General features: G+C 70.0%; 25 protein-coding genes and 1 tRNA gene. 14 read left to right on the top strand and 12 right to left on the bottom strand.

Features of this window, described 5'->3' with window-relative positions; all coding sequences use genetic code 11:
- Positions 1-54: 54 nt before the first annotated feature.
- Both NL115_RS08895 and NL115_RS08890 read right to left on the bottom strand, forming a co-directional pair.
- The gene (locus NL115_RS08895) at positions 55-726 is read right to left on the bottom strand and encodes a DUF309 domain-containing protein (RefSeq protein WP_254832826.1); all 672 of its coding nucleotides are present in this window, start codon (positions 724-726) and stop codon (positions 55-57) included.
- Between the two features lie 133 nt (positions 727-859).
- Positions 860-932: transfer RNA gene (locus tag NL115_RS08890), tRNA-Arg, on the bottom strand.
- A 201-nt stretch (positions 933-1133) separates the two neighbouring features.
- On the opposite strand from NL115_RS08890, the gene NL115_RS08885 reads away from it, so the two are divergent.
- A complete protein-coding gene (locus tag NL115_RS08885; protein WP_254832825.1) occupies positions 1134-1730 on the top strand; it encodes a DUF7504 family protein in 597 nt (198 codons plus the stop codon).
- Between the two features lie 171 nt (positions 1731-1901).
- A complete protein-coding gene (locus tag NL115_RS08880) occupies positions 1902-3350 on the top strand; it encodes a single-stranded DNA binding protein (protein WP_254833079.1) in 1449 nt (482 codons plus the stop codon).
- 27 nt (positions 3351-3377) lie between these two features.
- Here NL115_RS08880 and NL115_RS08875 read toward each other — a convergent pair whose 3' ends face one another.
- Positions 3378-4772, bottom strand: coding sequence for an MFS transporter (locus NL115_RS08875; RefSeq protein ID WP_254832824.1), 1395 nt, complete (start codon positions 4770-4772; stop codon positions 3378-3380).
- 143 nt (positions 4773-4915) lie between these two features.
- Between NL115_RS08875 and NL115_RS08870 the strand changes: the two genes are divergently transcribed.
- The 3 genes from NL115_RS08870 to NL115_RS08860 all read left to right on the top strand — a co-directional run bounded on the left by NL115_RS08870 (position 4916) and on the right by NL115_RS08860 (position 8814).
- A complete protein-coding gene (locus tag NL115_RS08870; RefSeq protein ID WP_254832823.1) occupies positions 4916-7207 on the top strand; it encodes an ATP-dependent DNA helicase in 2292 nt (763 codons plus the stop codon).
- On the top strand, positions 7207-7749 hold the full coding sequence (gene cgi121, locus NL115_RS08865) for a KEOPS complex subunit Cgi121 (RefSeq protein ID WP_254832822.1): 543 nt from the start codon (positions 7207-7209) through the stop codon (positions 7747-7749). The genes NL115_RS08870 and cgi121 overlap by 1 nt, the downstream gene beginning before the upstream one ends.
- A 186-nt stretch (positions 7750-7935) precedes the next feature.
- Positions 7936-8814, top strand: a complete 879-nt coding sequence (locus NL115_RS08860) for an alpha/beta fold hydrolase (protein WP_254832821.1) — start codon at positions 7936-7938, stop codon at positions 8812-8814.
- A gap of 8 nt (positions 8815-8822) precedes the next feature.
- Here NL115_RS08860 and NL115_RS08855 read toward each other — a convergent pair whose 3' ends face one another.
- Complete coding sequence (locus NL115_RS08855; protein WP_254832820.1) at positions 8823-9461, bottom strand: MaoC family dehydratase; 639 nt, start codon at positions 9459-9461, stop codon at positions 8823-8825.
- Between the two features lie 136 nt (positions 9462-9597).
- On the opposite strand from NL115_RS08855, the gene NL115_RS08850 reads away from it, so the two are divergent.
- The 5 genes from NL115_RS08850 to NL115_RS08830 all read left to right on the top strand — a co-directional run bounded on the left by NL115_RS08850 (position 9598) and on the right by NL115_RS08830 (position 13693).
- On the top strand, positions 9598-9939 hold the full coding sequence (locus NL115_RS08850; RefSeq protein WP_254832819.1) for an AbrB/MazE/SpoVT family DNA-binding domain-containing protein: 342 nt from the start codon (positions 9598-9600) through the stop codon (positions 9937-9939).
- Positions 9940-10089: 150 nt separating this feature from the next.
- Entirely contained in the window at positions 10090-10632 is a 543-nt protein-coding gene (locus NL115_RS08845; protein WP_254832818.1) for a poly(R)-hydroxyalkanoic acid synthase subunit PhaE, read from the top strand.
- Position 10633: 1 nt separating this feature from the next.
- Entirely contained in the window at positions 10634-12118 is a 1485-nt protein-coding gene (gene phaC / locus NL115_RS08840) for a class III poly(R)-hydroxyalkanoic acid synthase subunit PhaC (RefSeq protein WP_254832817.1), read from the top strand.
- Positions 12119-12223: 105 nt separating this feature from the next.
- Positions 12224-12967: a beta-ketoacyl-ACP reductase gene (locus NL115_RS08835; RefSeq protein ID WP_254832816.1), complete on the top strand. Its 744-nt coding sequence runs from the start codon at positions 12224-12226 to the stop codon at positions 12965-12967.
- 99 nt (positions 12968-13066) lie between these two features.
- Positions 13067-13693 (top strand): DUF502 domain-containing protein, encoded by a 627-nt coding sequence (locus NL115_RS08830; protein WP_254832815.1) that lies wholly within the window; start codon positions 13067-13069, stop codon positions 13691-13693.
- A gap of 57 nt (positions 13694-13750) precedes the next feature.
- Here the strand turns inward: NL115_RS08830 and NL115_RS08825 are convergent, their stop codons facing one another.
- The 3 genes from NL115_RS08825 to citZ all read right to left on the bottom strand — a co-directional run bounded on the left by NL115_RS08825 (position 13751) and on the right by citZ (position 16203).
- On the bottom strand, positions 13751-14161 hold the full coding sequence (locus tag NL115_RS08825; protein ID WP_254832814.1) for a gamma-glutamylcyclotransferase family protein: 411 nt from the start codon (positions 14159-14161) through the stop codon (positions 13751-13753).
- A gap of 55 nt (positions 14162-14216) precedes the next feature.
- Positions 14217-14933, bottom strand: coding sequence for a hypothetical protein (locus tag NL115_RS08820; RefSeq protein WP_254832813.1), 717 nt, complete (start codon positions 14931-14933; stop codon positions 14217-14219).
- A 109-nt stretch (positions 14934-15042) separates the two neighbouring features.
- Entirely contained in the window at positions 15043-16203 is a 1161-nt protein-coding gene (gene citZ / locus NL115_RS08815) for a citrate synthase (protein ID WP_254832812.1), read from the bottom strand.
- 163 nt (positions 16204-16366) lie between these two features.
- Here citZ and samp2 point away from each other — a divergent pair, with 163 nt between their 5' ends.
- The 3 genes from samp2 (at position 16367) to NL115_RS20715 (ending at position 17644) form a co-directional block, all read left to right on the top strand.
- Positions 16367-16567: a ubiquitin-like small modifier protein SAMP2 gene (gene samp2 / locus NL115_RS08810; RefSeq protein ID WP_254832811.1), complete on the top strand. Its 201-nt coding sequence runs from the start codon at positions 16367-16369 to the stop codon at positions 16565-16567.
- 95 nt (positions 16568-16662) lie between these two features.
- Positions 16663-17172 carry a redoxin domain-containing protein gene (locus tag NL115_RS08805; RefSeq protein WP_254832810.1) on the top strand — a complete coding sequence of 170 codons (510 nt, stop codon included), beginning with the start codon at positions 16663-16665 and terminating at the stop codon, positions 17170-17172.
- A 10-nt stretch (positions 17173-17182) separates the two neighbouring features.
- Positions 17183-17644, top strand: a complete 462-nt coding sequence (locus tag NL115_RS20715) for a GNAT family N-acetyltransferase (RefSeq protein ID WP_350355299.1) — start codon at positions 17183-17185, stop codon at positions 17642-17644.
- Between the two features lie 44 nt (positions 17645-17688).
- On the opposite strand, the gene NL115_RS08795 is transcribed toward NL115_RS20715, so the two are convergent.
- On the bottom strand, positions 17689-19131 hold the full coding sequence (locus NL115_RS08795; RefSeq protein WP_254832809.1) for a phosphoglucomutase/phosphomannomutase family protein: 1443 nt from the start codon (positions 19129-19131) through the stop codon (positions 17689-17691).
- A gap of 92 nt (positions 19132-19223) precedes the next feature.
- Here NL115_RS08795 and NL115_RS08790 point away from each other — a divergent pair, with 92 nt between their 5' ends.
- Positions 19224-20264, top strand: a complete 1041-nt coding sequence (locus tag NL115_RS08790; protein WP_350355298.1) for a hypothetical protein — start codon at positions 19224-19226, stop codon at positions 20262-20264.
- 7 nt (positions 20265-20271) lie between these two features.
- Here NL115_RS08790 and NL115_RS08785 read toward each other — a convergent pair whose 3' ends face one another.
- The 4 genes from NL115_RS08785 to NL115_RS08775 form a co-directional block, all read right to left on the bottom strand.
- A complete protein-coding gene (locus tag NL115_RS08785; protein WP_254832808.1) occupies positions 20272-20799 on the bottom strand; it encodes a DUF367 family protein in 528 nt (175 codons plus the stop codon).
- A gap of 254 nt (positions 20800-21053) precedes the next feature.
- A complete protein-coding gene (locus NL115_RS08780) occupies positions 21054-21326 on the bottom strand; it encodes a DUF5808 domain-containing protein (RefSeq protein ID WP_254832807.1) in 273 nt (90 codons plus the stop codon).
- Positions 21327-21419: 93 nt separating this feature from the next.
- Positions 21420-21548: a hypothetical protein gene (locus NL115_RS20595; RefSeq protein ID WP_286668250.1), complete on the bottom strand. Its 129-nt coding sequence runs from the start codon at positions 21546-21548 to the stop codon at positions 21420-21422.
- Positions 21549-21608: 60 nt separating this feature from the next.
- The gene (locus NL115_RS08775; protein ID WP_254832806.1) at positions 21609-23261 is read right to left on the bottom strand and encodes a bifunctional N(6)-L-threonylcarbamoyladenine synthase/serine/threonine protein kinase; all 1653 of its coding nucleotides are present in this window, start codon (positions 23259-23261) and stop codon (positions 21609-21611) included.
- Positions 23262-23340 lie beyond the last annotated feature (79 nt).

Raw genomic sequence — 23340 nt, 5'->3', positions numbered from 1 at the left:
ATATCGAGTATATCCCAATAAAGGCGTGTAATTTCCGACTAGTTCGGTGGGTTGCTACTCCCCGTCCGTCTCGAACAGCCCGGCCACATCGTTCTCGCGCTGTTCGCGGCGCTGGACGTGGTCGCGCAGGCGGCCGAGCGGCGGGGCGTCGGGGCGGTCCGGGTCGAGAACCTCCAGCGTGAGCGCCACGAACGGGCTGCCCGTCTTCCCGTCGGCGAGGTCCGCGTGGCCGAACGCGGCCGCCCGCCGCAACAGGTCCGCGGCCTCGTCGTTCCCCCGGGCCGCGGCGAGTTCGGGGCCGGCAACGGCGGCCGCGGGGAACTCGAGGTCGCCGGGGGCGAGCGCGACGCCGCCGACCCGAATCCGTGGCGGGTCACGCTCCCCGGTCGTGACGGGGTCGGCCGCTATCGCGTCCAGCCACTCGCGGACGGGAGCGAGCGCGACGCCACGATGGCCGTCGAGTCCGTCGAGATAGTCGCGGGCGCTGGCCGCGAGCGTCGTCGCGCCCTCGACGTTCCCCGTACGGGTGTGGTGCGTTCCGGCAGCGACCTGGATAAGTCCGTGGAGGAGTCGCTCGTCCGGCCCCTCGTCGAGGCCGAGCCACGCGGCCTCCCAGGGGTCGTGGGCAGCGAGGTACGCGCCGGCGTTGAACACGGCGACGCCGGCGTGGAGGTGTGCCTCGGCATCGGGCGCGCCCGCCGGGTCACCGCCGGCGTCGTCGGTCACGGGCGGTGGTTCGGCGCGGACGGTGAAAACGGTCGTGGGAGCCGGGAGCGCAACCGGACATAAATACCCGTGGACGACCCGGCACGGCGAGAGCCACGGCCGGCGCTCGCCGGGTTACGCTCGGAGAAGTCTACGTCCGGTCAGCGATTTGAACGCTGGTCCCTGGCTCCGCAAGCCAAGAGGATAGTCCACTACCCTAACCGGACTCACTCACGGGTAGCGCGGACGTTCGTATAGGGGTTTCGAAACGGCCGTTCGAGCGTCGAACGGCACGACCGCCGCTGGAACGCCCCGGAGCAGTTCGCCAGTCTGAACGCTCAGCGGAGCGAGAACCGGCCGAACCCGGCCCCTTATGGCGGCTCGATAAGCACCGTGTTTATACCGACGGGGTCGGTATCGCTCATGTGATGTCGGCGGGGGAATCGGCCGGTGCGGGGGAGTCGAGCAGCGACGACCCCAAGCTCGCCGACGCGGCGAACGTGCTGGTCCTCTCCGGGCGGCTGGATAGCGACGCCCGGGTCTCGTATCTCGACGAACTCGTCGCACCCGACCTGTCGAACCTGCTGGTCGTCTCCTACGCCGACGACCCCGCACGCTGGCTGGACGGCTGGGAGATGAACGGTGGCCCGCCGGAAACGACCGTGTTGGTCGAGGAGACCGAGCGGGACGGGACAGGGAGCTACCCCGATATCGAGCGCATCGTCGAGGAGCCGGCAGACCTGACGGGGCTCGGAATCACCGTCAGCGAACGTCTCACCGACTGGGGGACCGGGTCGCTCCTCATCTTCGAGTCCCTGACCGTCCTGCTGGAGCACGTCGAGCTGAAGCGTGCGTTCCGCTTCCTCCACGTCCTCGTCAACCGCGTGAAAGCGACCGGCGCGACCGCACACTACCACCTCGACCCGGACCAGCACGACGACCGAACCATCGCCACCCTCACCTCGCTGTTCGACACCATCGTCGCCTACGAGGACGGCAGCTGGCAGGAGTCGAGCTGGCCGTAGGGGGCCATCCGATCGCCGGCACGCCGGCCCCAACTTCATACCGGAAGCCGCAGCAGCAGCCGTATGGAACCGGAGACGGCCGAGGAGCGCCCCGACGCCGAGAGTGAGGGGCAACCGGACGCGGACCGGACGGCAACGCTTAACGGAACCGCCACCCCGGATGAGACAAGGATGGGCGCCATCGAGGACATCTACGCGGACATCGACGCGGACATCGAGGAGGAGGAGTTCCGCGAGGCCGTCGAGGCCAAGGTCGAGGAGATGGGCGGGCTCGTCGACGAGGAGGTCGCGGCCATGCTCATCGCCGAGGACCTCGGCGAGAGCGAGGTCGAGGGCATCGCGGATATCGAGCCGGGGATGGAGGAGGTACAGTTCCTCGGAAAGGTCGTCTCCGTCGGTGACCTGCGGACGTTCGAGCGCGACGAGGAGGACGCCGAGGGCCGGGTCGTCAACGTCGAGGTCGCCGACGAGACCGGCCACGTCCGCCTCGCCATGTGGGACGAGGACGCCGCCGCCGCGACCGAGGAACTGGAGCCGGGACAGGTCCTGCGCATCAAGGGCCGACCGAAGGACGGCTACAGCGGCCTGGAGGTGAGCGCCGACCGCGTCGAGGTCGACGAGGAGGCCGAACTCGACGTCGACCTCGAGGGCGGGGTCAGCATCGACTCGCTCGCGATGGGCCAGTCCGACGTGACCGTCGACGGCGTGGTGCTGGACACGGAGGCCGTCCGCACGTTCGACCGCGACGACGGCAGCGAGGGCCGCGTCGGCAACCTCGTCATCGGCGACGAGACCGGCCGCCTGCGCGTCACGCTCTGGGACGAGCAGACCGAACTCATCGAGGAGTTCGAGCCGGGCGACACCGTCGAAATCGTCGATGGCTACGTCCGCGAGCGCGATGGCAACCTCGAACTCCACGTCAACGACCGGAGCGCGGTCGAGGCCGTCGACGCCGACGTGGAGTTCGTCCCGGAGACGACGGACATCGATGCGGTCGACATCGGGGAGACGGTCGACATCGCCGGCGTCGTCCGCTCGGCGGACCCGAAGCGGACCTTCGACCGCGACGACGGCAGCGAGGGACAGGTCCGGAACGTCCGCCTGCAGGACGGGAGCGGCGATATCCGGGTCGCGCTCTGGGGCGACAAGGCCGACCTCGACATCGGGCCCGGCGACGAGGTGCTCGCCGCCGAGGTCGAGATACAGGACGGCTGGCAGGACGACCTCGAGGCGTCGGCCGGCTGGCAGTCGACCGTCACCCACCTGGAGGGCGGGCTCTCGGCGACACAGAGCGACTCGGACGCCGAGGGCGCGACAGCGGACGACGCTGGCGCGGACGAGGAGACCGGGCTGGGTGCCTTCGCCGACGATGGCGGGAGCGACGCGAGCACCGACGCCGGCAGCGAGGGCGGAGCCGGCGGGGACGCTGCCGCCGAGACCGCCAACGCGGGCACGGTCGAGTTCACGGGGACGGTCGTCCAGACGGGCGACCCGGTCAAGGTCGACGACGGCGAGGAGACGGTCAAACTGCGCGGCGACGCGGACGTGACGCTGGGCCAGAACGTCACCGTCCGCGGCGCACGCGACGGGGCGTTCATCGACGTCGACGAGATATTCTGAGGCGGACGGCCGTCCGTCGCCACTCCACTACTCCGCCGAGAGCGTCGAGACCGAGCCCACGCGCGGGATGCGCCGGAGGCTCGGCACCGCGAAGACGTACAGCGCGAACAGCGCCGTCGCCACCGCGTTCCCGTACAGCACGAGGCCGGGCGAGGTGGCGTCGGCGACCGCGCCCCCGACCAGCGCGCCGACGGGCGTCATCACGGTCGCACCGCTCATGATGACCGACATCGCGCGCCCGAGCAGCCGGTCCGGGACGACCGCCTGGACCAGCGAGAAGACGAGGACGTTCATCGTCCCCGCGGGCACCAGGGCGAGCGCGAGGAGGACGGGCGTCGCGGGCATCGTGTCGACGGTGATGGCGGCGGTCCACAGCACCGCGCCCAGCCCCATCCCGCCGCTGACGACGTAGCCGAACGGCCACTCCTCGACGAGGTTGCCGACGAGCGAGCCGGTCAGCATCCCGACGCCGACGGCGGCCGCGAGCAGGCCGTAGGCGCCCGCGCCGCCGAAGCTGTCGCCGTACGATGGAAGGACAGCCATCACGCCACCGAACGCGAAGTTGACGATGATGACCCCGAGCGTGAGCTTGGCGACGACGGTCCCACGGAGGAAGCCGATGCCCTCGCGGAGGTCCGCGAGGTAGCCGTCCCAGCCGTCGCGGTCGGCCTCGTCGCTATCGTCGGTGTGGCCGTCGTCCGTGTCGGGGTCCGTCCCGCCGTCCGGGACGGCCGCCGGGTCCGCGGAGTCGGACGTCGTCTCCCCGTCACCCGGCGCGCCCTCACCGTCCTCGTCGCCGACATCCTCGCTCTCGTCCTCGATGTCGCCCGCGCCGGCCGCGGGGATGTCCAGCCCCAGGAACAGCAGTGTCGCGACCGCGAACGTGACCGAGTCGACGAGGAACAGCGTGACGGCACCGAACGCCGCGACGACGATGCCACCGAGGGCGTTGAAGCCGGCGTCGACACCCTGGTAGGCGATGGTCAGGACGGAGTTCGCGCCAACGAGCTCCTCGCGGTCGACGATGCGCGGGAGGGCGGCCGACTGCGCGGGATAGACGGGCTGGTTGAGCAGCGACAGCAACGGCATCACGACCAGTACGACCCACACGGAGAGCATATCGAAGAAGTGGGCGATGGGGACGACGAGCACGAGCAGGCCCTGCACGACCTGTGTGCCGACCAGCAGCGGGCCCAGCGGCGTCCGGTCGACGAGGGGGCCGAACAGGAACTGGAGCGCCGCGGGCGCCATCGTCAGGAAGCCCGCGATGCCCGTGTACAGTTCCGAGCCGGTCAGGTCGTAGACGAGCCACATCGCCGCGATGTAGTAGAGGCTGTCGCCGGCGTTCGTGACGAGGCGCCCGCCGACCAGCAGCGCGAAGTCGCGGTTGCGGAGGAGGCCGACGAGTTCGCGGGGACGCATTGGACGTGTACAGGACAGCCACCCCCATAAGCGGCCGCTGAAGGGGATTTCTGTTCGGGATGTGAGATGTCGTGGAGGGCGGCGCCCGCGGGCGAGCGGTCGCCCACGACAGTTTAAAACGCAGGACGACCCACCCACCGACAATGAACGTCTCCGAGGTCGCGGGTGTGCCGGAGTGGCTCCCCGAGCACCTCCGCGCGGACGGTATCGAGGAGCTGTACCCGCCCCAGGCCGAGGCGGTGGAGGCGGGGGTGACGCAGGGGGACTCGCTCGTCGCCTCGGTCCCCACCGCCTCCGGCAAGACGCTCGTGGCGGAACTCGCGATGCTCTCTGCCGTGCAGCGCGGCGGGAAGGCCCTCTACATCGTCCCGCTCCGGGCGCTCGCGTCCGAGAAACGCGACGAGTTCGAGGAGTTCTCGCGCTACGGCGTCGACATCGGTGTCTCGACGGGCAACTACGAGTCCGAGGAGCGCTGGCTCCGCGAGAAGGACATCATCGTCGCCACCTCCGAGAAGGTCGACTCGCTGGTCCGCAACGACGCCTCCTGGCTGAGCCGGCTGGACTGCGTGGTCGCCGACGAGGTCCACCTCGTGGACGACAGCCAGCGCGGGCCCACGCTGGAGGTGACACTCGCGAAGCTCCGGCGCATCAACCCCGGGCTGCAGGTGGTGGCGCTCTCGGCGACCATCGGCAACGCCGACGCGCTGGCCGACTGGCTCGACGCCGCTCTCGTGGATTCGGACTGGCGCCCCATCGAACTCCGCAAGGGCGTCCACTTCGGCGAGGCGCTCCACTTCGACGACGGCAGTCAGGAGCACCTCCCCAGCCAGGGCTCCGAGAAGGCCACCGAAACCATCGTCCGTGACACCCTGACGCCCGACGAGGACGAGGGCGACGGAACGCCGGACGACGAATCCGACGACGGACACGGCGACGGCCGCGGCTCCTCGCTCGTCTTCGTCAACTCGCGCCGCAACGCAGAGGGCGCGGCCAAACGGCTGGCGAACGTCACCAACGACCACCTCGACGGCGACGAACTCGCCCGCCTGCGCGAGGTCGCCGCCGACATCCGGGACACCAGCGACACGGAGACCAGCGACGACCTCGCGGACGCCGTCGAGAAGGGGGCTGCCTTCCACCACGCTGGGCTCTCCAGCGACCAGCGCTCGCTCGTCGAGGACGCCTTCCGCGACCGCCTCGTCAAGTGCATCGCCGCGACGCCCACCCTCGCAGCGGGCGTCAACACCCCCTCCCGGCGTGTCGTCGTGCGGGACTGGCGACGCTACTCCGGCGAGGCCGGTGGGATGCAGCCGCTGTCGGTGCTGGAGGTCCACCAGATGATGGGTCGTGCGGGGCGACCAGGGATGGACCCGTACGGGGAGGCGCTGCTGCTGGCGAAGAGCCACGACGAACTGGACGAGCTGTTCGAGCGGTACGTCTGGGCCGACCCGGAGCCCGTGCAGTCGAAGTTGGCCGCGGAGCCGGCGATGCGGACCCACCTGCTCGCCACCATCGCCTCCGGGTTCGCCGACTCGCGCGAGGGGCTGCTGGAGTTCCTCGAGGAGACCCTGTACGCCAGTCAGACCGACGAGGACGCCTTCCTCGAGCAGGTGATGGACGACATGCTGGCGTATCTGGAGCGCAACGGGTTCATCGACGCCGACGGCGACGACCTCAGCGCCACCGGCATGGGCCACACCGTCTCGCGGCTCTACCTCGACCCGATGAGCGCCGCCGAGATAATCGACGGCCTCCGTGCCACGGAGGGCCGCCCGACGGCACTCGGCCTCTATCACCTCGTCTCGCGCACGCCGGACATGTACCAGCTCTATCTCCGCTCGGGCGAGCAGGAAGAGTTCACGGAACTGGCCTACGAGCGCGAGTCGGAGTTCTGCGGGCGCCTCCCCAGCGAGTTCGACGACGCGTTCGACGACTGGCTCTCGGCGCTCAAGACCGCCAGGCTGCTGGAGGACTGGGCCGACGAGGTCGAGGAGGACCGGATCACCGAGCGCTACGGCGTCGGCCCCGGCGACATCCGCGGGAAGGTCGACACCGCCGAGTGGCTGCTGGGCGCGGCCGAGCAGCTCGCTGCCGAACTCGACCTTGGTATCGCGCCCGCGGTGCGAGAGGCCCGCATCCGGGTCCAGCACGGCGTCCGCGAGGAACTGGTCGACCTCGCGGGCGTGCGCGGGGTCGGCCGCAAGCGCGCCCGCCGGCTGTTCGAGGCGGGCATCGAGGACCGCGAGGCGCTCCGGAACGCGAACAAGGCGGTCGTGCTGGGTGCACTCCGCGGCCGCGAGAAGACCGCCGAGAGCGTGCTGGAGGCGGCCGGGCACACCGCCCCCGACATGGACGGCGTGGAACCGGACCCGGACGCCGCACCCGTACTGGACGAGACCGACGACGAGGACCAGACCAGCCTGGGTGAGTTCTGATGCGGCTCGTCGAGGGCATCGTCCACGTCGCGGGTGAGGCGGAGCCGAATGCACCCGAAGCGGTCCCCGTCTTCGACGGCGTGGACGCGCTGGTCGCCGAACTGGACGCCGTCGCCGCGGACGGCGTCACCGTGCAGGCGTTCGACGCGGGACTCGTGGTCGACCGGCGGCACCTCGAACGAGCCGTCGAACTCGCCGACCGCGAGCGCGAGCGCGGCGAGGGCATCGCTCGGGGCCGTGCCGTCGAGGTTCTGCTGTACGCGGCCGGCCGCCGGCAGATCGACCGGGCGCTCGAGATGGGGGTCAGTCCGGGAGCCACGAGAGCGGTCGTGCTGGTAGCCAGCGAGCACGCCGACGCGGACGAGGCGGCCGCCGCGGACGCGGTCCGGGAGCTGGTCGAACCCGCGGAGACGCTGGGCGACTACGACGAATCGCGGGTGCGGGCGTTCTTCGACATCGACGACGCGGAACTGGCGGCGACGGACGCCGACCTGCCGGCACTCGTCCGCGAGCGGGTGGCGCTGCTGGTGGTGAACCGGTAGCGACCCGCGCACCGGGAGGGTAATCATCTGAGACCCGCCACAATAGTCTGATATCGAGTATATGATACCAGTACCGGACGTAATCGGATAATCCAGATTGTTCACGTATTGATTCGCATATACCCATCGAATCGAGCGTCGTAACGAGGCGAAACGGGGTTAGCCACGGGGCCCCAATCCCGCCCAGTGAGCGACTCGACGAGCGCGGGCGAAATCCGCCACACGACGGTCGAGACCGGCGACGGGCGCGGCAACCCCCAGGAGACGGAGCTGCGCTACCGTGTCGCCGGCCCCGAGGGCGCCCCGCCGGTCGTCTGCCTGCACGGCATCGGCCTCGACGCTGCCGACGTCTCCTTTCGCTACCTCCTGCCGGCGCTGGCCGAGGACCTGCGGGTGTACGCCCCCGACCTGCCCGGTCACGGGGGGAGCGAGAAGCCCCGGCTGTCGTACACGACACGGTTCTTCCGGCGGGCGACCCGAGAGTTCGTCACGGACCGCGGGCTGGACCAGCCGTCCCTGGTCGGCGTGTCGATGGGTGGCGGCGTGGCGCTGGGCCACGCGCTCGCGCACGGCGCCGACCGGCTCGTCCTCGTCAACAGCTACGGGCTGGGCGCCGACGCGCCGTGGCGACCGGCGGCGGCGGCGATGCTCCGGACGCCGTTCGCCCACCGGGGCTGGTGGGCGGGAATCGGGAGCAGCCGGACGGCCGTGCGCGAGCACCTGCGGACGATGACCGGTAGTGCACCGCCCGAGGACCTCGTGGCCGACGTGTACGAGGCCGTCGGGTCGGCGGCCGTCGGGCGGACGGTGTCGTCGTGGCAGCGCGACGAGTTCCGGGCCGACGGCCTCCGGACGGACTTCTCCGACCGACTGGACGAACTCGACGCCGAGACATTGTTCGTCCACGGGAAGCAGGACCCGCTGCTCCCGGCGTCGTGGTCGGTGACGGCGGCCGAGGAGACGGGCGCGTCGCTGGAGGTGTTCGGTGACTGTGGTCACTGGACACCGCGCGAGGCGCCCGAACGGTTCGCTCGGAGCGTCCGACGGTTCCTGGCCGGGGCCTGAAAACCGTCTCAGTCGTGGTCCGGGACGTCCTCGATGAGGACGACGGCCTCGCCGTCGATGACCGACCGGTCGCTGGACTCGACGGTCGTCCGGAGACGGAAGCGGTCCTTCCCGAGGTCCTCGACGACCTCGACGTCGGCGGTGACCTGGTCGCCGATGCGGACGGGGGCGCGGAACTCGAGGTCCTGCGAGAGATAGATGACACCGCCCGGTAGCCGCGCGAGCGCGGCGCTGATGGTGCCCGCCACGAGCGTCCCGTGGGCGATGCGGCCCTCGAAGCGCGTCTCCTGGGCCCACTCCTCGTCGAGATGGAGGGGGTTGGTGTCGCCGGAGGCGGCAGCGAAACGCTCGACATCCGCCTCGGAGAGCCGCTTCGAGAAGCGGACACGGTCACCGACCGACAGGGTGCGGCTGGTACCGGCCGTCTCGATATCGGTCTCCCACTCCGGGAGGTCGCCGCCCGCGGTGATGCGCTCCTCCGCCCGGAGGCCACGCTCGGCCTCGGGGTCGGAGTCGGAGTCAGAGTCGGCGGTCACGGTGAACGCCGTGGTCGCCGCGCGGTTCGCCTCAATCATCCCCTCGACCATCGCCGCGGAGGTGCGCGACCAGTAGTCGAGGACCGACGGATACCCGGAGCCAGAACTCATTCGTTACCCTACCATCGGCTCGAATTCATAAAACGCTGCTGCTTACCAGCCACGTTCGGTACCTGACGGTATCAGCTGCCATTGAGTGGCAAATCGCGCAACGTTTAACTATCCACCCTCGCTAGCGGAGTCAACCATGGCAGACGACGAGAACGACGGGCTGTTCACGCCGACCGTGCTGAAGAACCTCCAGGAGGCCGCCGAGGGCGCGACTCGCCAGCAGCAGCGGATGCTCCAGCAGGTGCTGACCGGGGGCGGAATGGCCGGCGCGGCAGGGGCCGGCAGCGAGGGGGGTGCGGGCGGCCTCGCCCCGCAACTGAGCGCGATGAGTCAGATGGCGACGTTCAAGACACGGGTGCAGTCCGGCGGCCGCATCAGTATCCCGGACGCCGAGCGCGAGGCGCTCGACATCGAGGAGGGAGACATCGTCCAGACAGTCGTCATCCCGGTCAAGCGCAAGCGCGACGAGGACGATTGAGACGGACGGGGCCCGGCATCACCGGGACCGACCCCGGGGAGCGGGGCTCTCCGGGGTGTTCTGGTATCGCGTGCCAGCCAGCGGCACACGACGGCACTCACCACACCCACACTTATTGCGCTGGCCCTTCAATAAACGGGTAGTAACACCATGAGCGATTCATACGATTTCGGACAGCAGTGGGCGGAGATGGCCGAGCAGATGAACGAAGCCATGGAGCAGAACATGGAGTCCCAGTCGGCGTTCATGCAGTCGTGGGCCGAAGCGATGGAGTCCTCCATGCCGGCCGAGGACGAACTCGCGGAGGGGATGGAGGGGTACAGCCAGGCGTACGAGGTGTGGATGGACGCGGCCGAGCAGCTGCTAGAGCGGACCGAGGACGCCGCCGCCGGCGAGGACGTGTCGTTCACGGAGCTGCGCGACATCTGGCTCCAGAGCGCCAACGAGGCGTTCAAAGAGGTGATGGACACCAGCGCGTTCGCGGCAGCCAACGGCCAGCTCGTCCAGTCGATGATGGAGATGCAGGAAGAGCTGAACGAGCTGAGCGAGGACACCCTCGAGGAGATGGGGCTGCCGACCGGCTCGCACATCGACGAGGTGGGCGAGCGGCTGGTCGAGCTGGAGCGGCGCCAGCACGCCGTCGAGCAGAAGCTCGACCGCGTCCTGGAGCACCTCGAGGACGGGGGTGAGTGAGATGGCCAGCGAGGGCCGGGAGGAGTTCGACCCGTTCCGGCTGGCGCTCAACTCCCAGCAGGAGGCCATGCAGGCGATGCAGGACGCGATGGAGTCGAGCCAGGCGCTGCCCGACCAGCTGGACCGTCTCTCGGAGGTCGAGGTCGGGGAGACCCCCAGCGAGGTCGTCTACTCGGAGAACAAGCTGGAGCTGCTCCACTACGAGTCACAGACCGAGGAACAACACGGCGTTCCCATCCTCATCGTCTACGCGCTCATCAACAAGCCGTTCATCCTGGACCTCCAGCCCGACCGCTCGGTCGTCCGGCGGCTGCTGGAGGCGGGCCACGACGTCTACCTCATCGACTGGAACGAGCCCTCACGGCTCGACCAGCACCTCACCATCAACGATTACGTCGAGCGCTATATCGACAACTGCGTCGACGTGGTCCGGGAGCGCTCCGGCCAGGACTCCATCAACATCCTCGGCTACTGCATGGGCGGCACCTTCACCGCGATGTACGCCGCGCTGTTCCCGGAGAAGGTCCGCACGCTCGGGCTGATGGCCGCGGGCCTGTGCTTCGACGACACCGGCGGCGTCCTCGAGCTGTGGGGCGACGACGAGTACTACGACCCCCGCGACGTGCCGGACGCCTTCGGCAACATGCCCGCGGAGATGCTGGACGTGGGGTTCGCGCTGATGGACCCGGTCGCCAACTACGTCTCGAAGTACGTCCGCTTCTTCGACAACGTCGAGAACGACGACTTCGTGGAGAACTTCGCGCGGATGGAGCGCTGGCTCGACGAGGGAATCGACGTGGCCGGGGACACGTACGTCCAGTTCCTGGAGGACATCTACCAGGACAACAAGCTGTACAACAACGAGCTGTACCTGGACGGCAAGCACATCGACCTGGCGAACATCGACATGCCCGTCCTCCAGATCATGGGGGAGTACGACCACCTCATCCCCGCCGAGTCCTCGAAGCCGTTCAACGAGGTCATCGGGAGCGACGACACCGAGATCATCGAGTACCCGACCGGCCACATCGGCCTGGCGGTGTCGGGCTCGTCGCACCGTGACGTCTGGCCCCGTGTCGCGGAGTGGTATCTGGAGAAGTCCGCCACCGACCCCGAGCACCTGGCCGAGGTGGAGGCAGCCGTGGAGGCGGCCGGCGACATCGATATCGACATCGACCACGAGGCCGCCCTCGCGGAGGGCGTCACGCCCGAGGAGGCCATCGCGGAGGAGACCGAGGCCATCGAGGAGACCGTCGAGACCGAGGCCGAGGCCGACATCCACGCCGAGGATGTCGACCCTGCCGGTGCCGAGGGGAGCGACCTCGAGGAGATCAGCGGTATCGGCCCGACGTACGCCGAGCGGCTCCGTGATGGCGATATCGTGACCATCGCGGAACTCGCGGCCGCGGACGCCGAACGTGTCGCGGAACTCGCCGGCGTGGGGACGGACCGCGCGACCGACTGGATCATCCAGGCCCAGGACTGAGCGCCGCACGAGCCAGCAACCGTCCGGGCGGCGGGAATCCGGACGACCTCTCACTTCTCGGGCACCGACGACACGTATTTGATGCCCGGTGCGCACCGTCCATCCATGCTAGAAGGACAGACCTGTCTGGTGACCGGTGCCTCCCGGGGCATCGGTCGCGGGGTCGCGGAGGAACTCGGCACACACGGCGCGAACGTCGTGGTCAACTACCGCTCCTCGGAGGACCTCGCACACGAGGTGTGCGACCACATCGAGGACGACTGCGACGGCGAGGCGGTCCCGGCGCAGGCCGACGTGGCCGACTACGACGAGGTACAGACGATGGTCGAGGGGGTCCGCGAGGAGTTCGGGGGCGTCGACGTGCTGGTGAACAACGCCGGCATCACCGTCGACAAGAAGTTCGAGAGCATGACCCGGGAGGACTGGGACCGGGTCGTCGACGTGAACCTCGGCGGCGTGTTCAACTGCACGAAGGCCTGCTTCGAGGACCTCTGCGACGCCGAGGACGGCCGCCTCATCAACATCTCCTCGGTCGTCGGCCAGCAGGGGAACTACGGGCAGGCCAACTACGCCACCACCAAATCCGGCCTGTTCGGCTTCACGCGGACCATCGCACTGGAGATGGCCAGCAGCGGGTCGACCGCAAACTGCGTGGCCCCGGGGTTCGTCGCCACCGATATGCTGGAGACGGTCCCCGAGCGGGTGCAGGAGAAGATCCTCGACCGCATCCCGCTCAACCGCTTCGCCACCGTCGACGATGTCGCCGGCATCGTCCGCTTCGTCGCCAGCGAGGACGCCGGCTACATGACCGGGCAGATTCTGGCCGTCAACGGCGGGATGGAGTGGTAAGGGCCACCGGAGAGCGGTTGGGGCCCGATACGGTCCGGGAACGGTGCTCTCGCAAGGGACACGCTGATTACGCGCCGTACACTCCGGAACCACAACGGAATGTCGTCCTGGAAACGAGACATCGCCCGGGGGCTCATCGTCGTCCTCCCCATCCTGGTCACCGCGTACATCATCGCGTGGCTGTACAACCAGCTCGCGAAGGTGCCCTCCCCGCTCCCACCCAAGGTGTACGGCAGCGAGTTCCTCGCGGAACTCGTCGGCGTGTTCGTCCTCATCATCGTGTTCGGTCTGCTGGTGCTGTCGGCGGGCTACCTGATGCGGACCGCGCTGGGGGACCTCGTCGAGGAAGGAATCGACGACGTAGCCAACCAGCTGCCGGGGCTGCGCGTGGTGTACAACGCGTCGAAGATGGCGGTCGAGACGGCGGTATCGGGGACCGAGGAACTGCAGGCGCCGGTCAAGCTCGAGACGTGGAACGGACTCCGGATGACCGCGTTCAAGACCGGTAAGACGACCGAAGACGGCCGTGACGTGCTCTTCCTGCCGACCGCACCCAACATCACCACCGGCTTCGTCATCGAGGTCGACCCGGAGGAGTACACCGAGACCAACGAGCGCGTCGAGGACGCGCTGACGCGCATCCTCAGCGCCGGCTTCGGCGAGACCCGCGACCAGCCCCTCCCTGTCGACGTGGGCAGGAGCGACGGGGACGACGACGACGGATAGCAGCCCGGCGAACGACCGACGGCGCCCGAGACCCCACCGCACCCGCGCACCGCGCCCTCAGTCGAGCCGGCGGACGACCACGCCCCCGTTCTCGACGTACGCCTGCACGCGCTCCGCGAGTGTCCCCTCGCCCGACCACGAGCCGGGAGCGTCCAGCGCGTCGGGGGCGCCGACGTACGTCTCGACGGTTCCCGCGGAAGCGTCGCCGACCGGCCCCTCGAACGGAACCGAGACACGGGTGTAGAGCCCCCGGTCGACGCCCTCGTACGCGTCGAGCCGGTGGAGGTCGGGCTTCTGGACCCGGAGCAGCCTGCCCGCGCACGTCCCGCCCGGAACGAGCGTCGGGTAGTCGCCGTCGACGCGGTGGCACCCCACGACGACCGCGTCGGCGACGAACTCGGGAGTCGCGTCGAGGACCTCGCGAGCGCGGGTGGGGTCTGTCAGCGTCCCGTAGACGAACACCAGCACGGGCGGGCGGATGGGTCGGAGGGACCTGTGGCTGTCGGTGGACGCTGACCTGCAGTCAGAACAGCGCGAGCAGCGCGCTCGCGACGCCGGCGACGATGGCCAGGCGGAGCGTGGTTCCGACGAAGGCGGCGGCCGCGAACGACGGCTTCCGGACATCGACCACGCTGAAGGCGTAGAGGATAGCGGTGTCGGGGGCGAACGGGACCGAAAGCGCGCCCGCGAGTCCGAGATACCCGTAGCGGTCGGTCAGTCTCGCGAGCCGTCCGGTGCGCCCGCCGCCGGCGCGGCCGCCAGGGCGTGGCAGCACGTCGAGGAGGTGCGCGACTGGACCGGAGGTGGTGGCCCCGCGGGCGACCGCGAGGGTGACGAGCGCTCCCGCCGCCTTCGCGGTGCTGGCGACCGCGACGACCGCCGCGAGTTCACCCGACGGTGACCAGCCCAGGTCCAGCGGTACGGCGAGCACCAGTTCTCCGGGGAGCGGGAGGACGACTGCACAGAGGAACGAGTAGACGAATATCAGGAGGAGTCCCTCGATTCCGGTCGCGCCGCGAAGCAGCCCCTCGACGGCGGATTCGAGCGTCGCCAGCGGCGCACCGACGAACGCGACCAGCTGGAAGACGAGCGCCCCCGGGTCGGCACCAGGGAGCCCACCGACGAGTGGCAACGAACTGACTGGGGCGAGCGGACCCGACGAGAGCGCGGCGAGCAACGACGGGCAGAGCAACTGGAGGAGGAGACCGGGGGAGGGCGTCGGGGCCGGAACCAGTGGCACGGTAGGACGAGACTCGGCTGTGGCGTTGCTAAAGCTTCTGGCCGATGTCCTGATACGAAGACGCGACCCGCAGGCGAAGTGGAGAATCGAGGGCGTGCGTTCGGGCCGATTACCGCTCGTCGAGCGGGACGAAGTCGCTGTTCTCCGGACCGACGTAGCGGCCACGGGGCCGGATGAGGCGGTTGTCCTCCTGGTACTCGAGGACGTGGCCGATCCAGCCGCCGGCACGCGACATCGCGAAGATGGGCGTGAACATGTCGACCGGGATACCGAGCTGGTGGTAGACGGTGCCGGAGAAGAAGTCGACGTTGGGCGCGATGCCGCGCTCGTCGAGCCCCTTCTCGTCGGTGAAGAACGTCTCGATGGCCTTCGCGTAGTCGTAGTAGGTGGTGTCGCCGGAGGCCTCGCTCAGCTCCTTCGCGCGCTTCTCGAGAATCTTCGCACGGGGGTCCTTGACCTTGTAGACACGGTGGCCGTAACCGGGGACCCGCCAGTCGTCCTCACGCTCCTGTTTGGTCGTGACGTAGTCGACCGGGTCGGCGCCCTCCGACTCGATCTCGAAGAACAGCTCCATCACGTCCTGGTTGGCGCCGCCGTGGAGCGGGCCCGACAGCGCGCCGACGCCCGCCGTGACGGAGGAGTACATGTCCGCGAACGTGCTGGCGACGACCATCGAGGTGAACGTCGAGGCGTTCAGCCCGTGGTCGGCGTGGAGCACGAGCGCCTGGTCCATCGCCTCGGCCGAGGCCTCGTCGGGCACCTCGCCGGTCAGCATGTAGAGGAAGTTGGCGGCCAGCGAGAGGTCCCCGCGGGGCTCGATGGGGTCCTCACCGCGGCGGAGTCGGTCGTAGGCGGCCAGCAGCGTCGGAATCTTCGCGACGATACGCCGGCCCGTCTCCAGGGCGGCGTCGGAGTCACGCGGGTCGACGTCGCCGTCGTCTGCTGCCGACAGCATCGAGACGCCCGACCGCAGTGCGGCCATCGGCCGCTCGTCGGCCTCGGCCAGTCCCGCGAGCGCGTCGAGCACGACGTCGTCGACGGCGGCTTCCTCGGTGATGGCGTCAGTGAACGCGTCGAGTTCCTCGCTGTCCGGCAGGTGACCGTACCAGAGCAGGTGGAGTACCTCCTCGTAGCTGGCGTCCTCGGCCAGGTCCTCGATAGCGTAGCCGCGGTAGACGAGCTTGCCGACGCTCCCGTCGATGTAGCTGAGCGCCGACTCGGCGACCAGCACACCCTCCAGTCCCTTGTGCAGTTCCTCGCTCTCGCTCATACGACTCCGGTTCCCCTGCGGCCGGCAAAAGGGTTGCCGTTGCCACATTACGGGTGCACACGCGGGCAGTCTACCGGTACCGCCGGTGCGCCGCACCTGTGCAGCCGACTCGCCGGCGCCCCCGAGCGCCACGCTCAAACCGACACGCCGGCAATCAGCACGCATGCAGGTCACCGCGGATGTCGTCGGCGAGGGCGAACGCGACCTGACGCTCGACGCCGACGCGACCTACGCCGACCTCCTGCGCGCGTGCTCGTTCTCCCCGCACGAGGCGACCGTGCTCGTCGAGGGGTCGCCGGTCCCCGAGGACGCGCCGGTCACCGCCGAGCGTGTCGAGGTACTGCGGCTGGTGAAGGGTGGCTGAGCGCCACAGGTGCGTATGAACGGGCCGTTCCGGTTCGGCGCGCGCCGGACACGGCCGCCCCGCCGTTGAAGCCGTTCCAGCGACTGCTCCCGGGCATGAGCCACACCGAGGACACGCACGAACTGGTCGGCGAACCGGCACCCGCAATCGCGGCACCCAACGTCGGTGCCGGCCCGGACCGCTTCGACTTCGACGCGCTCGACGACGAGACGGACGCGGTCGTACTCGTCCTGATGCGGGACTACTACTGCACGAAGTGCCAGGCCCAGGCCGACCGCCTGGCCGACCGATACGAGGCGTTCCGCGAGCGCGGCGCCGAGGTCGTTGCGGTGCTGCCCGAACCGACCGACCGCGCCCGCGGCTGGGCCGACGTGCCGTACCCCCTGCTTGCAGACCCGGAGAAGGCGTTCGCCGAGGGGTACGACCAGCCCACGAAGTACGGTGCGCTCGGCAAGCTGAGCGACTTCGCCGGCCGGATGCCCGAGGCCGTCGTCGTCGACATCACGGACGACCCCGAAATCGCCTACGTCCACCAGGGCGACGGCTTCGGCGACCGCCCCAGCGAGGCGGAACTGCTGGAGGTCGTGGACGAGGTGGCCGCGTAGGACGGTGGTGGTGCGCGACGGTAGCAGCGGAGACGGCGACAGCGAGCGGCGCAGCGGCGACGACGAACGGCCGAGTCGTGACGACGGTCCCAGTGCAGCCCACATCCCGACGGACGTAACCGTCGGCCCCGCCCGCGAGGGCGAGCGCGCGACCGCGCTCAGCATCGTCGACATGGCCGGCCTGCAGGTGGACCGCGAGGCGGTGATGACCGGCGACAGCGAGGTGCTCGTGGCCGTCACGGACGGCCGCGTGCTGGGCGCGCTGGTGCTGGACGGCGAACGTATCGAGGCGGTCGCGGTGCGTCCCGGCCGGCAGGGGCAGGGCATCGGGAGCGGACTGGTCGCGGCCGCGAGCGCGCGACGCGAGCGGTTAGTTGCGGAGTTCGACAGAAAAGTGCGGGATTTCTATCAGAGCCTCGATTTCGATATCGAAGGGCTCGGAGAATCGAGATATCGGGGCGTGCTGGAGTAGTCGGTCGTCCTGCGACCCGGGGAGGCAGGCGAACGGTCCGCAACCTACACCAGCGGCTCGACCAGTTCCCGGCCCGCCGTCAGCAGCGCGGCCACCCGCGCGGGGTCGCCGGCCTCTGCGTAGACGCGCATCTTCGGCTCCGTCCCCGAGGGGCGCATCAGGAGCCACGTCCCGTCCGCCAGCAGCACCTTGAACCCGTCCACGTCGTTCACCCGGTCGACTTCGACGCCGGCCACGCGGTCGGGGAGCGTCTCGCCGAGTTCGGCGACCACCGCCTCTTTGCGGTCGTCCGGGCAGTCGACGCTCACCCGGTCCTGGTGGATGTCACCGTGCTCCTCGCGGAGCCAACCGAGGCGGTGGTCGAGTCGTTCCTCGTGTTCGGTCTTCGCGGCCAGCAGCGCCAGTAACACGCCGTCCTTGTTCCGGAGGTGGCCCCGGACCCCGAAGCCGCCGGACTCCTCGCCGCCGAGCAGCGCGTCGGTCTCGGCCATCGCCTCGGCGACCCACTTGAAGCCGACCGCCGTCTCCGCCACCGACTCGCCGTGGGCCTCGGCCACCCGGTCGACGAGGAACGTCGTCGACACCGTGCGGACGGCGCCGCCCGAGCGCGCGTCGAGCAGGTGGTCGTACAGGACCGTGAACAGCATGTTCGGGTCGACGTATCCCTCCCGGGGCGCGACGACGCCGATGCGGTCGGCGTCGCCGTCGTTGGCCACCCCGAGGTCGGCGTCGCCCTCCGTGACCCGGGAGAGGAGCGCGTCGAGGCGTTCCTCCGAGGGCTCGGGCGGCGTCCCGCCGAAGGTGGGGTCGTCGTCGGTCCGGAGGCGGACGACATCGGCGCCCGCGCGTTCGAGCGCGCGGTCGGTCACGCCGCGCCCGCTCCCGTGCATCGCGTCGTACGCGACGGTGAGCCCCGCGAGGCCGTCGTCGCCCAGCCCGAGGAAGCCCAGCAGGTGGTCGACGTACGGGCCGACGATATCGTCCTCCTCGACGGTGCCCCACTCGGGTTCGGGGAGCGGGTCGGGCGCCCGGAGGTTGTCCTCGAGGCGGTCGGTCACGGCGGGCAGTGCGGGGGCGCCGTCGTCCGGGACGAACTTGACGCCGTTGTACTCGGGCGGGTTGTGGCTCGCCGTTATCATCAGCCCACCTGCGAGGTTCCGGTCCGTCACCGTCCACGCGACCGCGGGCGTCGGGCAGTCCCGCTCGGGAAGGAGCACGTCGTGGCCGTTCGCACACAGCGTCCGTGCCAGTTCCTCCGCGAAGCCCCGCGAGGTGTCACGGGCGTCGTAGCCGATAGCCAGGGCGCGGTCGTCGTCCTCGGCGTCGAGGTAGTCGGCAACCGCCTGCCCGACCATCCGTACGCGGGCGCCGGTGAACTCGTCGAGCGTCGCGCGCCAGCCGTCCGTCCCGAAGGTGATGGCGGAGGCGTCGTAGTCGGCGTCCCCGCCGTCCGCGGCGAGGGCGTCCGCGGCGAACTCGTCGTCCATATCCGACGGCCGCGGCGGGAGGTGAAAAAACCGGGAGGTGGCGCGGCATCCGGGTTGGGTACCATTATGCCCGCCGCCGCTCGTGAACCCGTATGAGCCTGTACGATGCGGTCGCGGACCTCCCACTCACGATCGAGGGACACGACCGGGAGCGACGCGAGCGCGACACCTCCAGCGGCTTCACCCGCGTCTCGACGACGTTCGCGCTCTCGGGCGCGGGCGAGACGGGCCGTGGTGAGGACGTGACCTACGACACGCCCGACCACGACGCCCTCGCCGCCGCCGACCCCGACTTCGCCGCGTTCGAGGGCGAGTGGACGTTCGACGAGTTCTCGGCGGCGTTAGACGACGTGGCCCTGTTCCCGGAGCCGCCCGAGCGCGAGACGGCCCACCACTACCGGCGCTGGGCCGTCGAGTCCGCGGCGCTGGACCTCGCGTGCAAGCAGGCCGGACGCCGGCTCGGGGACCTGCTCGACCGCGACCCCGAGCCGGTCCGGTTCGTCGTGAGCACCCGCCTCGGCGAGGCGGGGTTCGACCGGGTTGCCGGCCTGCTCGAGGACTACCCGGGCACCGAGTTCAAACTCGACCCGACGGACGACTGGGACGACGCCCTCGTGGAACGGCTCGCCGACACCGGCGCGGTGCGGCTGCTCGACCTGAAGGGCCTGTACGAGGGGACCGAGGTGGACCTGACGCCGAGTCCCGAGCTGTACCGCCGGGTCGTGGAGGGGTTCCCCGACGCCGTCGTCGAGGACCCGCGCCTGACCGACGACACCCGGCCCGTCTTCGACGGCCACGAGGACCGCGTCTCCTGGGACTACCCCATCACGGGCGTCGAGAGCGTCGAGGACCTCCCGTTCGAGCCGTCCTGGCTCAACATCAAGCCCTCCCGGTTCGGCACGGTCGAATCGCTGTTCGACACGCTCGACTACGCCGCCGAGCACGACATCGCGCTGTACGGCGGCGGCCAGTTCGAACTCGGCGTCGGCCGTGACCAGATCCAGGCACTCGCGGCGCTGTGCTACCCGGACGGCCCGAACGACGTGGCGCCGGGCGGCTACAACGACCCCGAGCCGGCGGCCGACCTGCCGACGAGCCCCCTGGACCCGCCCGTCGGATTCGGGCCACGCTGAAGCAGCGTCACTCCCCAGCGTCCAGATACTCCTGTTGCACCGCCACTACCTCGCTCGAGTCCGCGCAGTCGGCGTACCGGCGCAGCGGCTCCTCGTTCAGCTCCAGGAAGGTGTGCCCCCAGGAGAAGTGCGACAGCAGTTCCTCGGCCTGCTCGCGGTGCCCGAGGATGCACAGTGCCCCGGCGAACGCCTCGGCGGTGTTCAGCTGGAACGGCGTCCCGTAGTTGACGGGGTTGGCCGCGACGAGGAAGGGGAGCGCCCGGTGGGGACCGTCGAGTTTGAACGCCTCGGCCTCGGCCGTCTCCCAGGAGCAGTCGAGCGCGACGAGGATGGACTCCTCGCCGTCCGCGTCCTCGGCGGTTCCACCGCCCGCGTCAGCGGGCGAGAGTGCCTGCTCGGCGTGCGGGTCCAGCACGATGCCCCGCGGCGTCGCTCGCGCCGACTCGTGCAGCGTCACCTCGTCGAACTGCGCGAGCCGCCGGGCCGTACACTTCTCGGGGTCGTCGTCGCCCTCGTACCGGACGTGGAGGTCCACGCCCTCCGTTTCGTGTCGAACGATAAAAGCCGTGCGTCAACACCTGTCGACCGCTGTTCGGTCAGTCGCCCGCTTGCGTACACGCGCCGAAGGCGCGCGTTTCACCGCTGGCGAGCGGAGCGAGCCAGCGGGTAACAGTTTTTCTGAATGTTTCTGCGAGGAGTGGATTGCCGGCGATGCCGGCCAGCCGGTTCCCGCAGCGAGCCAGCACCAGCGGCGCTGGCGAGCGAGGGGACCCGACGAGTAGAAAGCTCTCAGTCGTCGACGACGACCTCGACGGGGTCGTCGGACTCCTCGACGGCCTCGTCGTCGCCCTGTGATTCGAGGTAGAACAGGGCGCCCGCGACCGCGAGCACGACCCACGCCCGCCAGTTGGCGACGTTCAGCGTGTAGCCGACGCCGAACGGCTTCTCGACGAGCATCCCCTCGCCGGGCTGCCAGTACGAGGAGAGCATCCGCCCCAGCGAGGGTCGCTCGAAGTTGTACGGGATGCCGAACAGTTCGCCGGACTTGGGCATATCAGCCATACCGCCGGGTACGACGGGCCGCCTAAAGGGGTTTCTGGTGGTAGCGATGCCGGCCCAGGGCCGGCGTCCGCCGTCGGCCGCCGCGTGGCCGCACTACCGCGCCACGCCCGCCGACAGGAGGACGAACAGCAGGGCGACGAGCAGCAACGCGAGCCAGCTGACCACCTCTGCGGTCCAGTACGGCGCCGCCGGGAGCCAGCGTTGGCGGTCGATTGGGTGCATGGCACGTCGACTTGGGGCTGCAGCCACCAGTGTGTTACGGTTTGTCACAGTATCAGGTCGTCACTGGTACCGGCCGCGTCCCTCGATAGCCCCCAGTTGCCCGCGGACAGCCCCGACGTCCAGGTCGGCCCCGTCGGCCGACGCGCGGTAGGCGTCGAGCGCCGCCTCGCGAAGCGCGCCAGCGTCGGCGGCCGTCCCATCCAGTGCCTGCCCCAGGACGTGGAGGTCCATCGCGAAGTCCTCGGGGTCGTCGGTGTAGTAGCCCAGCCCGAAATCGACGAGGTACGTGCGGTCGTCGGCGTCGCCCACGTCGTTCCCGCCCTCCGCGACGCGGACGTTCCGCGTCGTCGGGTCGCCGTGGACGAGACCGGCGGCGTGGCAGCGCGCGAGGTGACCGGCCACGTCCCGGACGCGCGGCTCGGTCACGTCGGCCCGGAGGTCGCGGGTGCCGACGTACTCGAAGGTGAGCGTGGCCTCGGGGGGGTCGACGTCGAGAACGAGCGGCGTCGGGACGCCCGCGCGCCGGGCGTCGTGGGTGAGCCGGGCCTCGCTCCGGGTGCGGGTCGCGCGCAGGCGCTCGTCCAGGTCGGGGTGGCGGTACGCCTTCGCGAGTCGGCGTTTCACGACACGACCGGCCTCGGGCTGGAGCGTGACGACCGCCTCGGCGCCCTGGACCTCGTGCTCGCCGGCGTCGTGGGCGCCGCGCGCGACGGTACTGTCCCCGTCACGCCAGGAGACCGGAACCTGGTCCGGCCGGAAGTCCGGGTCGACGGCCGAGTCCGCGATATCGAGCGTGTCGCCGGCGGCGGCCATCTTCGCGCCCAGCACCGCAATCATCCCGGCGTTGTCCCGGAGGAATCGCGGTTCGGGGGCGAAGAAGGCGGCCCCGCGGGCCTCGCACATCGACGCGAGCATCTCCCGGAGACGGTCGTTCTGCCCGACGCCGCCGCCGAGGACGAGTTCGTCGCGCCCCGTCAGCGAGAGCGCGCGCTCGGCGACCTCGGTGAGCATCGCGAAGACGTGCTCCTGCAGGGCGAAGCAGACGTTCGCGACGGGTTCGCCGTCGTCGACGGCCTCCTTCGCGGCGCTCATGATGCCCGAGAACGAGAAGTCCATCCCCTTCACGACGTACGGGAGGTCGGTGTACGCGCCGTCGCGGGCGCGTTCCTCGACCTTCGGGCCGCCGGGGTGTGACCAGCCCAGATGGCGCGTGAACTTGTCGATGGCGTTGCCGACGCCCGTATCGAGCGTCTCGCCGAGTACGCGGTAGCGGCCGTTCCGGTAGCCGAGGACGTGCGCGTTCGCGCCGCTGGCGTTGAGACAGACCGGAGCGTCGAAGCCCGAGGCGTGCCGGCCGATCTCGAGGTGGGCGACCATGTGGTTGACGCCGACGAGCGGCACGGAAAGCGTGCCCGCGAGCGAGCGCGCCGCGGAGCCGACGATGCGAAGACACGGACCGAGTCCGGGCCCCCGCGAGAACGCGACGGCGTCGATGGACGGCCCGTCACCGTCGTGGGTCTCGCGTGCGCGGTCGAGGACGGTTGCGACCACCTCGGGAATCGCCTCGCGCATGTGCTCGGCGGCCTCGCGGGGATGGATGCCGCCGCTCTCGGGGATGTACGCGTCCGTCTCGATGACGGTCTCGTCGGTCGCGGTGTCGTGGAGCGCCGCGCTGGCGGCCCACGCGGTCCCCTCGATGCCGAGCACGCGCATTGCTTGGTCGGGAGGAATCGGGCGGGGCGCTTAGGCGCGTCGGGTCGGGACGGCGAGCGACGCCGCTATGGGGGCGAGA

The organism is Haloglomus salinum (assembly GCF_024298825.1).
GTDB classification, from domain to species: Archaea; Halobacteriota; Halobacteria; order Halobacteriales; family Haloarculaceae; genus Haloglomus; species Haloglomus salinum.
Note: the sequence above shows the minus strand (reverse complement) of the source record. Positions and strands in the feature narration are given on the sequence as shown.

Excerpts from the sequence above, each read along its gene's own strand:
- NL115_RS08855 (WP_254832820.1), bottom strand. The coding sequence starts at position 9,461 with ATGAGTTCTGGCTCCGGGTATCCGTCGGTCCTCGACTACTGGTCGCGC.
- NL115_RS08775 (WP_254832806.1), bottom strand. The coding sequence starts at position 23,261 with ATGCGCGTGCTCGGCATCGAGGGGACCGCGTGGGCCGCCAGCGCGGCG.
- NL115_RS08780 (WP_254832807.1), bottom strand. The coding sequence starts at position 21,326 with ATGGCTGATATGCCCAAGTCCGGCGAACTGTTCGGCATCCCGTACAAC.
- NL115_RS08850 (WP_254832819.1), top strand. The coding sequence starts at position 9,598 with ATGGCAGACGACGAGAACGACGGGCTGTTCACGCCGACCGTGCTGAAG.
- NL115_RS08870 (WP_254832823.1), top strand. The coding sequence starts at position 4,916 with ATGAACGTCTCCGAGGTCGCGGGTGTGCCGGAGTGGCTCCCCGAGCAC.
- NL115_RS08790 (WP_350355298.1), top strand. The coding sequence starts at position 19,224 with ATGAGCCTGTACGATGCGGTCGCGGACCTCCCACTCACGATCGAGGGA.
- NL115_RS08885 (WP_254832825.1), top strand. The coding sequence starts at position 1,134 with ATGTCGGCGGGGGAATCGGCCGGTGCGGGGGAGTCGAGCAGCGACGAC.
- NL115_RS08880 (WP_254833079.1), top strand. The coding sequence starts at position 1,902 with ATGGGCGCCATCGAGGACATCTACGCGGACATCGACGCGGACATCGAG.
- NL115_RS08845 (WP_254832818.1), top strand. The coding sequence starts at position 10,090 with ATGAGCGATTCATACGATTTCGGACAGCAGTGGGCGGAGATGGCCGAG.
- phaC (WP_254832817.1), top strand. The coding sequence starts at position 10,634 with ATGGCCAGCGAGGGCCGGGAGGAGTTCGACCCGTTCCGGCTGGCGCTC.
- NL115_RS08875 (WP_254832824.1), bottom strand. The coding sequence starts at position 4,772 with ATGCGTCCCCGCGAACTCGTCGGCCTCCTCCGCAACCGCGACTTCGCG.
- NL115_RS20595 (WP_286668250.1), bottom strand. The coding sequence starts at position 21,548 with ATGCACCCAATCGACCGCCAACGCTGGCTCCCGGCGGCGCCGTACTGG.
- samp2 (WP_254832811.1), top strand. The coding sequence starts at position 16,367 with ATGCAGGTCACCGCGGATGTCGTCGGCGAGGGCGAACGCGACCTGACG.
- NL115_RS08830 (WP_254832815.1), top strand. The coding sequence starts at position 13,067 with ATGTCGTCCTGGAAACGAGACATCGCCCGGGGGCTCATCGTCGTCCTC.
- citZ (WP_254832812.1), bottom strand. The coding sequence starts at position 16,203 with ATGAGCGAGAGCGAGGAACTGCACAAGGGACTGGAGGGTGTGCTGGTC.
- cgi121 (WP_254832822.1), top strand. The coding sequence starts at position 7,207 with ATGCGGCTCGTCGAGGGCATCGTCCACGTCGCGGGTGAGGCGGAGCCG.
- NL115_RS08795 (WP_254832809.1), bottom strand. The coding sequence starts at position 19,131 with ATGGACGACGAGTTCGCCGCGGACGCCCTCGCCGCGGACGGCGGGGAC.
- NL115_RS08805 (WP_254832810.1), top strand. The coding sequence starts at position 16,663 with ATGAGCCACACCGAGGACACGCACGAACTGGTCGGCGAACCGGCACCC.
- NL115_RS08835 (WP_254832816.1), top strand. The coding sequence starts at position 12,224 with ATGCTAGAAGGACAGACCTGTCTGGTGACCGGTGCCTCCCGGGGCATC.